Below are 9645 nucleotides of genomic sequence, written 5' to 3'. Positions count from 1 at the left end.
AGATCCAACGACCAGCCGTCATCGGTGACCGTACTCGCGAATTTGTCCGCCAACGCCGTCGGCGTTGCCGATGCGCTCCCTGCGAAGACCACACCCGACGACAGCGCGGCAACCGCACACGCCGCGAGCCCTACCGCGGCCCTCGATCGACGATGGGATACGCCGTTTTGCGATTCGATCGACATGAACTGCTCCTCCACGTGACACAGCAACCAGAGCGGTAGCCGACAACTAACTGAATTAGTTACCGGACGGTACCAATCGTCCTGTTTGCCCGCCAGCGCGCCATCTCCCCCATCTTGGATTTAGGGTGAACTTCCGGTAACAGATACATATCGACATGGCTCAGAGCAGGGAATGGGACTTAGGTCCCAATGTGGCGAACGACACCAAACTTGGACCATCCGCCCATTGGTGACAGTCGAGCAAATGTGCAAACAAGGCACGATCCGGAGCATTTCAGCAGATTGAATGCACCGTGGTCTCTGGCGATATGGCCACGCAAACTTATTGAACGGTCAACAGTTAATTGGTGGCGCGCAGCTCATTCGGACACCAAGCGCAAGGAGGCCGCGTAAACCACGAGCCCATCTAGCCAAGGAGGGAATCGAATTGACCACCAGCCGCACGATGCGATCACCTGGAACTCTCGTCGCCGAGCGCCGCAATGGCTGATCGTTCACCACAGCACAACGAGAACCGGCAGATTGCCGCAACATCGGACGTAGCACCGAAGTGGCGAAGCCATTGCTTCACCCGGCGACCCCAGGGCGGCAAAGATTGCTACACATCCGACTCCTCGACGCTCCTGCGCTTCGTAGGGCACGAAAAAACCCAGCCCACGCTTTCGCGCGGGCTGGGTTTGAACAACGAACATTTGGCGGAAGCGGAGGGATTTGAACCCCCGGTGGGTTTAACGCCACGCTCGCTTTCAAGGCGAGTGCATTCGGCCGCTCTGCCACGCTTCCGTGGGCGATCCTATCGGGTGTTCCCGCGGACCGCGAAAACGGCTCCAGAGTCAGCGCTCGCCGATGGCTTTGTCGACCTTCTCGAAGACGTCTGCCAGCACGTCCAGTTCCTGGGGAGTCAGCAGATCGACCAGATTGTTCCGAACCCCGGCCACGTGAGTAGGTGCCGCCTCGGCGAGGCGACGCCTACCCTCTTCCGTGATCCGCGCGAGCACGCCGCGACCATCTTCGACGCAAGTGTCGCGCACGACGATGCCCTGAGATTCCATCCGCCTGATCTGGTGCGTCAGGCGGCTCCGCGAAGACAGCACGCCGTCTGCCAGGTCACTCATCCGCAACGACCCGTCAGCTGACTCCGAGAGCATGACCAAAATGCGGTAATCGGCCAACGACAGGTCGTGTGAATCCTGCAGTTCGCGGTTGAGAACCTCCATGAGGCGCTGATTACCGTCCATGTAACCGCGCCATGCACGCATCTCGCATGGCGTCAGCCACGGTGTCTCACCGTGCGCCGCCTGCGATGTCTCCTCGGTTGTCGCTTCAGCTGTCACAGGTTCCAAGTTTAGACCTGTGTCCGCCCGTCACAGTAAGACTCACCCTAAAGTCACGAATTGGACATGAGGATCGAGGAATCGATTTCGGCGACCGATGCCAGCCCCGCCAGCCCCATGGTGAGATCCAGGTCTGCCAGGAAACTGCGCAATGCATGACGCACTCCGTCCGCTCCGGCCAATCCCAACCCGTACACCCACGGCCGCCCGTACAGCACTGCATCGGCACCCAAGGCCAGAGCCTTGATTACGTCTGCGCCACAACGAATTCCGGAGTCCATCAGGATGTCCACCTCATGCCCCACCGCATCAGCGACGGGACCGAGAGCGTCGAGTGCCGAAATCGACCCGTCGACCTGACGCCCACCATGGTTGCTCACGACAATGCCGTTGGCGCCGGCCGCAACGGCCTCACGTGCGTCGTCGGGATGGACAATTCCCTTCACCGCGATCGGAAGTGTCGTCCACTGGCGAAGTTTCGCGATATCCGCGATCCGCACCGCGTGATTGCCGAACAACGACACCCACGTCAGAACCGCGATCTGCAGGGCTTCTGCACACTCCTCGGGAGGTGTGGCCAGTTTTGCGCGGAACACCGGATCCGACAGATAGTTGGCAATACCCTTCGCCTGCAGGAACGGGAGGTGACCGAGTTCGAGATCCCTTGGACGCCAACCCATACCGGGAGTGTCGGCAGTCAGGACGATTGCCTTCGCGCCCGCCGTCTCGGCCCGACGGACAAACGACTCGGCAAGCTCGTCGTCGGCCGGCCAGTACAGCTGGTACCACCAGTTATCGCCCGAGGCCGCCGCTACGTCTTCGATGGTCGAAGACGCCGCCGTCGAGAGAATCGATCCGATCCCCAACTCGGCAGTGACCGAACCGACCGCAACCTCGGCGTCGTCGTGGACCAAGCCGAGCACGCCCACCGGAGCCGTCAGGATCGGTGCAGCCAACCGCGTCCCCAACACCTCGACGCTCAGATCGCGCGCGTCGGGCGCCGCAGTCCCCCGCAACATCCGCGGCACGATCGCATGCTTGTCGAACGCCCGCAGATTCGACACCGCGGTCCGTTCGGTCGACGCGCTACCGGCGATGTACCCGAAAGCCTCCGGTGAGAGTTGCTCGCGCGCGGCATCTTCCAAGCCCGCCGCAGTCATCGGCAAAGCCGGCTTCGCGCCGCTCAGTCCCGTCAGATAGATCTCGTTCTGCATGTTCCCGAAGTAAGTCACGTCCGCGACGGTAGCGGCAAAACACGCGTCAGCGGGGAGATTCGCTAGCGTCGTATCCATGTACGCCATAACGATCGATCAGCCCGGCGGTCCCGAGGTCATGAAATGGGCGCAGCAGCCCGATCCCGAACTGCCTCGCGGGCACGTACTCGTCGAGGTCGCCGCGACGGCGGTCAACCGCGCCGACCTGCTCCAACGCCAAGGCTTCTACCCGCCGCCGCCCGGCGCGAGTGACATCCTCGGCCTCGAATGCTCGGGCGTGATCGTCGAACTCGGCGAAGACGTCACCGGTTGGTCCGTCGGCGACGAAGTCTGCGCATTGCTGGCCGGCGGCGGTTACGCCGAGAAGGTTGCGGTCCCGGCAACACAACTTCTCCCCGTTCCCGCGGGCGTCGATCTCCGAGTCGCAGCGTCACTGCCGGAAGTTGCGTGCACGGTGTGGTCCAACGTCGTGATGCGGGGCGGCCTACGACGCGGACAGGTCCTCCTCGTCCATGGCGGTGGCGGCGGAATCGGCACCCACGCCATCCAGGTTGGCAAAGCCCTCGGCGCCCGCGTCGCAGTTACCGCGGGTTCGGAGGAAAAATTGAACCGCTGCCGCGAATTGGGCGCGGATATTCTCATCAACTATCGCGACAGCGACTTCGTAGCATCACTCGCCGAAGCCACCGACAACCACGGTGCGGACGTAGTTCTGGACAACATGGGAGCGTCGTACCTCGGGCGCAACGTCGACGCACTCGCCATGGACGGCCACGTCGTGATCATCGGAATGCAGGGTGGCCGCAAGGGCGAAGTCGATATCGCCAAGCTGATGGGAAAGCGCGGAAACATCACGTCGACGGGACTGCGCGGGCGTCCGCTCACCGGACCCGGCGGTAAAGCGGACATCGTCGCCGACGTCCGTGCGAAGTTGTGGCCGTTGATCGCCGACGGATCGGTTCAACCGATCGTGTCGACCGAACTTCCGATCGCCGAGGCACCATTAGCCCATCAATTGCTGGATTCGCCGGAAACCGTAGGCAAGGTCATCCTCACCGTCAAGTGAGCCGAGCGGGGTCGATCAGCCCAGGGCGCCGAGTTCGGCGACCAGCTGATTGATCTCGTACCGAGTCGTGTACGGCGCGAGGCCGACGGTGACGGCACCGCCTTCGTCGTTGACACCGAGTGCGTCGAGCAGCCTGGAACCACCGTGCGTGCCGCTGACCGTCGCGATGCGCTTGTCGGCCAGGTGCGCCGCGACCTTGTCTGCCGCCATCCCCTCGAGCGTGAAGCTGAGCGTCGGCACCCGCGTGGGTGCGCCGCCGATCACCATCACGTTGGGCAGGGCTGCGAGAGAACGCATGAGGTGATCGAACAGACCGTCCTGGTAGTCCTGCAGCGAGCTGATCGAGGTTTCGAGGCGCTCACGCCTGGTTCCCGTTGCCGATTCGTCCAAGCCCGCGAGGAAATCGATCGACGACGTGAGACCGGACAGCAGCGCGAACTGATGACCGCCCACCTCGAGTCGCTCGGCGCCACGTGCATACGGATTGAGCGACACGGCCGGAATTCGGTCGAGCAGTCCGGGATCACGGAAGACGAGCGCGCCCACCTGCGGACCGCCCCACGACGGTGCACTGACGGCAACGATGTCCGCTCCGAGATCAGCCATGTTCACATGCGCATATGGCGCTGCTCCGACGGCGTCGACCACCATCAGCCCACCGAATTCGTGCAGACGATCAGCTGCGGCACGGACGTTCGGAGCCGAACCGACGATCGGCGACGCGGCCGTCAGGGCCACCAAGCGAGTAGTCGAGGTGATGAGATCGTTGAACTGCCAACTCGGGAGCTCGCACGTTTCGATTTCGACTTCGGCCCATCGCACCTGAGCGCCGTAACGACTGGCCACACGGAGCCAGGGCGCGACGTTCGCCTCTTCGTCGAGGCGCGAGAGCACCAGACCGGTTCCGAGGCCCAACCGCGAACTCAGCGACTCGGCGAGCCAAGCCAACAACACCGCTCGGTCTGATCCGAGAACGACTCCCGCAGGATCTCCGCCGACCAGATCGGCGACAGCGGTGCGCGCACTCTCGAGAATGGCAGCACTACGACGGTTCGAGACGTGGCGACCGGAGGAAGAAGATGCAGAGGCACGGAACGCGGTGGAGACCGTCCGCGAGACGGCGTCCGGGATCTGCATTCCGGCCTGCGGATCGAGGTGGATCCAGCCGTCACCGAGTGAGGGAATCAACCCCCGTACGCGGGCAACGTCGTAAGCCATGCTCGACACTCTAGGTGCAGACGCCCGCTTAGTCGAAGGCAGTCACCCAATTACCCGCCAGTACAGTTATTCGATAGCTAACTTTTTGGGGGTTAAGCGGCGTTTGTCGCCCACACACGACAAGATGGAAGCATGACGAACCCCGACAAAGAGCAGGTACTCGTTATCGGACCAGACGGTCGACCCGTCGCGATGCCGACTGCCGAGGCAGAAGCCGCCACCTCCGGCACCACCGAAGGCGCGGAAACAGAAGCCGAGTCCGTCGCCGAGATGGTCGAGCAGCCGGCCAAGGTCATGCGAATCGGCACGATGATCAAACAACTCTTGGAAGAAGTGCGCGCCGCACCGCTCGACGACGCCAGCCGTAAGCGCCTCAAGGACATCCACACGTCGTCCATCCGAGAACTGGAACAGGGCCTGGCACCCGAACTCCGTGAAGAACTCGAGCGACTGAGCCTCCCGTTCACCGACGACTCCATTCCCTCCGACGCCGAACTGCGCATCGCGCAGGCCCAACTCGTCGGCTGGCTCGAAGGACTTTTCCACGGAATTCAGACCGCACTGTTCGCCCAGCAGATGGCAGCACGCGCTCAGCTCGAACAAATGCGTCAAGGCGCGCTGCCTCCCGGCATGAGCATCGGGGCTCCGCATTCGCCTGCGCATCCGGACCAACAGAGCCCGGGAACCGGCCAGTATCTGTAACCCGGACCACCACGAAGTCCGCGGGAAATCCGGCGCCGACGCCAGGCCGGTAGGCTCGACCTCCGTGTCAGCATCCGCAATCGAATCCGAGACGCCGGACGCACCTGCGCCCGTGTCCGACTCCCAGACGTTCCGTCGTGCGTTCAAAGACCTTCGCGACGGTCTGAATCAGCGTGAGTTGTGGCTCAGCCTCGGCTGGCAGGACATCAAACAGCGCTACCGCCGGTCGGTGATCGGACCGTTCTGGATCACGATCGCCACCGGCGTTCAGGCCACCGCCATCGGCATTCTGTACGCGGCCCTGCTGGACATGCCACTCCAGGAGTTCCTGCCGTACGTGACGGTGGGCCTGATCGTCTGGAACCTCATCAATGCCTCGATCATCGAGGGCTCCGAAGTCTTCGTCGCCAACGAAGGCCTGATCAAACAGCTGCCGTCGGCCTTGAGCGTGCACATCTATCGACTGGTGTGGCGGCAGATGTTGTTCTTCGCGCACAACCTCCTGATCTACGTGATCATGGTGGTGGCGTTCGGGGTCTGGCGGAACCTGAGTTGGGCGTCGTTGGCTGCGATCCCGGCGCTGGGACTGATCGTGCTCAACGCACTGTGGGTCTCGATCGTGTTCGGAATCTTCGCCACTCGATACCGTGACATCGCACCGATTCTGTCTTCGCTGACGCTGCTGCTTTTCGTGCTGACACCGATCATGTGGACAACACAAAGCCTCGAGGCTCAGGGCGGCGCAGTCCGAGATCGTGCAAAGATCGCCGAGCTCAATCCGCTGTTCCACTACCTGGACATCGTCCGCGCACCGATGATCGGGCAGCCACAAGAGCTTTACCACTGGTACATCGTCATCACGATCACGGTGGTCGGCTGGGTCGTCGCATTGCTGGCGCTTCGCAAATACCGGGCCCGCGTGCCCTACTGGGTTTAGGGACATCGCAATGACCGAACATGTGAACATCTCAACGCACAACGCCTGCGTCGATTTCCCGATCTTCGACGCGAAGTCCCGGTCGATGAAGAAGGCATTCCTCGGCAAAGCAGGTGGCGCCATCGGCCGTAACAGTTCTGACGTCGTGGTCGTGGAAGCTCTGAAAGACATCACGATGACGCTCAAAGAGGGCGACCGTGTAGGGCTGGTCGGCCACAACGGCGCCGGAAAGTCCACCCTGCTGCGCTTGCTCTCCGGGATCTACGAACCCACCCGAGGATCCGCCAGCATTCGCGGACGTGTCGCACCTGTTTTCGACCTCGGCGTCGGCATGGATCCCGAGATCTCCGGCTACGAGAACATCATCATCCGCGGCCTGTTCCTCGGTCAGACCCGCAAGCAGATGCTCGCGAAGATGGAAGAAATCGCCGACTTCACAGAACTCGGTGACTATCTCGACATGCCGTTGCGCACGTACTCCACCGGCATGCGCGTTCGCATCGCTATGGGCGTGGTCACCAGTATCGATCCCGAGATCCTGCTACTCGACGAAGGCATCGGTGCCGTCGACGCCGAATTCATGAAGAAGGCCAGAGTTCGGCTGCAAAAACTGGTCGAGCGGTCAGGCATCCTGGTGTTCGCCAGCCACTCCAACGAATTCCTCGCCCAGCTGTGCAACAGCGCGATGTGGATCGACCACGGACAGATCCGCATGCAAGGCGACATCGAAGACGTCGTGCGCGCTTACGAAGGTGACGATGCCGCCGAACACGTCCGCCACGTCATCAAGGAAATGGAACGGGAGAACACCCCGTGAGCGCACCCGAGAAAATCATCGGGGTGGTTGTCACGCACAAGCGCCGTGAACTGCTGGCCGAATCCTTGAAGGTCCTCAGCACTCAGTCGCGGCCGCTCGATCATCTGGTTGTCGTCGACAATGCCGACGAAGCCGATGTGAAACAGCTCGTCGACAACGCTCCACTGCCGACCAGTTACATCGGTTCTCAGCACAACCTCGGCGGTGCCGGAGGATTTGCTCTGGGCATTCTCTACGCACTTTCGCTCGGTGCCGACCGCGTCTGGCTCGCCGACGACGACGGCCGCCCGGAGGGACCCGAAGTCCTGGAAACACTGCTCGACTGTGCAATTCGGAACGACCTGGCCGAGGTCTCCCCCGTCGTCTGCGACATCGACAACCCTGACCGCCTCGCGTTCCCACTGCGCCGCGGCACGTCGTGGCGCCGGTTGCGTTCCGAGCTCGGCGACGAGGATCTCCTGCCAGGCATCGCGTCTCTCTTCAACGGCGCACTGTTCACAGCCGACGCGATCGATGCCGTCGGAGTTCCGGATCTACGCCTGTTCGTCCGCGGCGACGAGGTCGAGGTACACCGTCGCCTCGTCCGCTCCGGCCTGAAGTTCGGTACCTGCCTGCAAACTGCTTACGTCCACCCCAACGGCGCGGACGAGTTCAAGCCGATCCTCGGCGGTCGCATGCACACGCAGTACCCCGACAACGACACGAAGCGCTACTTCACGTACCGCAACCGTGGATACATCCTCTCCCAGCCGGGAATGCGGAAACTGCTTCCGCAGGAATGGGTTCGGTTCGGCTGGTACTTCCTGATCACCCGTCGCGATCCGGCAGGACTGCGCGAGTGGATGCGACTGCGCAAACTCGGCCGGGAAGAGAAGTTCGCACGCCCGAGTTGAGTCAGTCGTCCTGAGTTGAATCAGTTGGCCGATCTCTTTTAAATCAGTTGCACAGTCGCGACCGCGACTGAGACGATTCTGATCCGACGCATGGTGCGTCCCGAGATGTACGAGGAGTGAGTATTGATGACTGTCGTGTTCCGCAGTTTCAGCGCCGTCAACATTCACACTTCTTCGTACTCGAGGACACAATCACCATGTCGGAAAACAACACGCGCCTGACCGAATACGGTTGGAACGCAACACTCTCGAACACATTCACTACCCTCGCCCCACCGGACTCCGCACCCGGGCGCGTTCTTCGTGTCGACCGCGGCCGGTGCGACGTGGCCGTCGCCGGAGGCACAGTTCGCGCGCTCAGCGGCGGCGATCCGCTCTGCACGGGTGACTGGGTGACCGTCGCTGAGATACCGGACTCCCGCGAACCCGAGATGCACACGGTCACTTCGATACTCCCCCGAACGAGCAGCATCGTCCGCTCCTCGTCATCCGGAAAATCAGAAGGCCAGATTCTGGCTGCGAACGTAGACACAGTCGTCATCGCCACGGCTTCGGACGGCGACGTAGACCTCGGCCGCATCGAGCGGCTACTCGCACTCACCTGGGAGAGCGGCGCAACACCTATCGTCGCACTCACCAAATCCGATGCAGCTCACTATATCTCCGACACTCTCACCCAAGTCTGCGCCATCGCGCCCGGCGCAACAGTGCTGGCCGTCAGTGCCGAGACCAACGAAGGAATGGATGTACTCGATGCAGTTCTGGACGGCACCGTGGCGATACTCGGTCCATCCGGCGCCGGTAAGTCGACGCTCGCGAACGCACTCCTCGCGGACACCACAGGTGCCGATCGACTCGAGACCGGCCGCGTTAGAACCGGCGACGGAAAGGGACGCCACACCACCGTCACACGAGAACTGATCCCCTTCTCCGGCGGCCGGACGTTGATCGACACACCTGGCCTGCGAGGGGTTGGCATGTGGAACGCGGCGGAGGGAATCGACAAGACGTTCCCCGAGATCGAGGAGCTGATTGCAGAGTGCCGGTTCTCCGACTGTGCACACAACTCCGAGCCGGGATGCGCGGTCCTGAGCGCACTCGGGCGCGGTGATATCGACGAGCGGAGACTCGCGAGCTACCGGAAACTACAGCGAGAGAATGCGTGGAACGCCGCGCGAAGCGATGCTCGTCTGCAGGCAGAGAGGACGCGAGAGATCAAGGTGATCTCCCGACAGCTCAAGAGTCACTACCGCGGTCGGGACCGGTAGCGTAGAAAGCC

9 protein-coding genes, 1 tRNA gene and 1 pseudogene are annotated in these 9645 nt (G+C 62.4%); 6 read left to right on the top strand and 5 right to left on the bottom strand.

The window, feature by feature from the left end; translation table 11 throughout:
• The 4 genes and pseudogenes from ABWI03_RS21790 to ABWI03_RS21775 all read right to left on the bottom strand — a co-directional run.
• Window positions 1–185, bottom strand: a pseudogene (locus ABWI03_RS21790) (MspA family porin); the annotation flags it as partial.
• Between the two features lie 693 nt (window positions 186–878).
• Window positions 879–968: transfer RNA gene (locus ABWI03_RS21785), tRNA-Ser, on the bottom strand.
• 50 nt (window positions 969–1018) lie between these two features.
• Window positions 1019–1444 (bottom strand): MarR family winged helix-turn-helix transcriptional regulator, encoded by a 426-nt coding sequence (locus ABWI03_RS21780; RefSeq protein ID WP_020968140.1) that lies wholly within the window; start codon window positions 1442–1444, stop codon window positions 1019–1021.
• 128 nt (window positions 1445–1572) lie between these two features.
• On the bottom strand, window positions 1573–2811 hold the full coding sequence (locus tag ABWI03_RS21775) for an alpha-hydroxy-acid oxidizing protein (protein ID WP_298776638.1): 1239 nt from the start codon (window positions 2809–2811) through the stop codon (window positions 1573–1575).
• On the opposite strand from ABWI03_RS21775, the gene ABWI03_RS21770 reads away from it, so the two are divergent.
• Window positions 2810–3799, top strand: a complete 990-nt coding sequence (locus ABWI03_RS21770) for an NAD(P)H-quinone oxidoreductase (RefSeq protein WP_298776640.1) — start codon at window positions 2810–2812, stop codon at window positions 3797–3799. The genes ABWI03_RS21775 and ABWI03_RS21770 overlap by 2 nt on opposite strands.
• Window positions 3800–3814: 15 nt before the next feature.
• Here the strand turns inward: ABWI03_RS21770 and ABWI03_RS21765 are convergent, their stop codons facing one another.
• Window positions 3815–5017: a cysteine desulfurase-like protein gene (locus tag ABWI03_RS21765; RefSeq protein ID WP_124566822.1), complete on the bottom strand. Its 1203-nt coding sequence runs from the start codon at window positions 5015–5017 to the stop codon at window positions 3815–3817.
• Between the two features lie 132 nt (window positions 5018–5149).
• On the opposite strand from ABWI03_RS21765, the gene ABWI03_RS21760 reads away from it, so the two are divergent.
• From ABWI03_RS21760 to rsgA, 5 genes are all read left to right on the top strand, one after another.
• The gene (locus ABWI03_RS21760; protein ID WP_095969514.1) at window positions 5150–5719 is read left to right on the top strand and encodes a bacterial proteasome activator family protein; all 570 of its coding nucleotides are present in this window, start codon (window positions 5150–5152) and stop codon (window positions 5717–5719) included.
• A gap of 64 nt (window positions 5720–5783) precedes the next feature.
• Window positions 5784–6656 (top strand): galactan export ABC transporter permease subunit Wzm/RfbD, encoded by an 873-nt coding sequence (wzm, locus tag ABWI03_RS21755; protein WP_296553182.1) that lies wholly within the window; start codon window positions 5784–5786, stop codon window positions 6654–6656.
• Between the two features lie 10 nt (window positions 6657–6666).
• Window positions 6667–7473 carry a galactan export ABC transporter ATP-binding subunit Wzt/RfbE gene (gene wzt / locus ABWI03_RS21750; RefSeq protein ID WP_296553180.1) on the top strand — a complete coding sequence of 269 codons (807 nt, stop codon included), beginning with the start codon at window positions 6667–6669 and terminating at the stop codon, window positions 7471–7473.
• Window positions 7470–8366: a galactofuranosyltransferase GlfT1 gene (glfT1, locus tag ABWI03_RS21745; protein ID WP_021342493.1), complete on the top strand. Its 897-nt coding sequence runs from the start codon at window positions 7470–7472 to the stop codon at window positions 8364–8366. The genes wzt and glfT1 overlap by 4 nt, the downstream gene beginning before the upstream one ends.
• 197 nt (window positions 8367–8563) lie before the next feature.
• Window positions 8564–9634, top strand: coding sequence for a ribosome small subunit-dependent GTPase A (gene rsgA, locus ABWI03_RS21740; RefSeq protein WP_298776647.1), 1071 nt, complete (start codon window positions 8564–8566; stop codon window positions 9632–9634).
• The last annotated feature ends 11 nt before the right edge of the window (window positions 9635–9645 follow it).

The organism is Rhodococcus baikonurensis, from assembly GCF_040489275.1.
Lineage (GTDB): Bacteria > Actinomycetota > Actinomycetes > Mycobacteriales > Mycobacteriaceae > Rhodococcus_F > Rhodococcus_F baikonurensis.
Note: the sequence above shows the minus strand (reverse complement) of the source record. Positions and strands in the feature narration are given on the sequence as shown.

What these genes read in the sequence shown, in the direction of transcription:
- ABWI03_RS21780 (WP_020968140.1), bottom strand. Translation starts at nt 1,444, where the DNA reads ATGCGTGCATGGCGCGGTTACATGGACGGTAATCAGCGCCTCATGGAG.
- ABWI03_RS21770 (WP_298776640.1), top strand. Translation starts at nt 2,810, where the DNA reads ATGTACGCCATAACGATCGATCAGCCCGGCGGTCCCGAGGTCATGAAA.
- ABWI03_RS21775 (WP_298776638.1), bottom strand. Translation starts at nt 2,811, where the DNA reads ATGGATACGACGCTAGCGAATCTCCCCGCTGACGCGTGTTTTGCCGCT.
- ABWI03_RS21765 (WP_124566822.1), bottom strand. Translation starts at nt 5,017, where the DNA reads ATGGCTTACGACGTTGCCCGCGTACGGGGGTTGATTCCCTCACTCGGT.
- ABWI03_RS21760 (WP_095969514.1), top strand. Translation starts at nt 5,150, where the DNA reads ATGACGAACCCCGACAAAGAGCAGGTACTCGTTATCGGACCAGACGGT.
- wzt (WP_296553180.1), top strand. Translation starts at nt 6,667, where the DNA reads ATGACCGAACATGTGAACATCTCAACGCACAACGCCTGCGTCGATTTC.
- rsgA (WP_298776647.1), top strand. Translation starts at nt 8,564, where the DNA reads ATGTCGGAAAACAACACGCGCCTGACCGAATACGGTTGGAACGCAACA.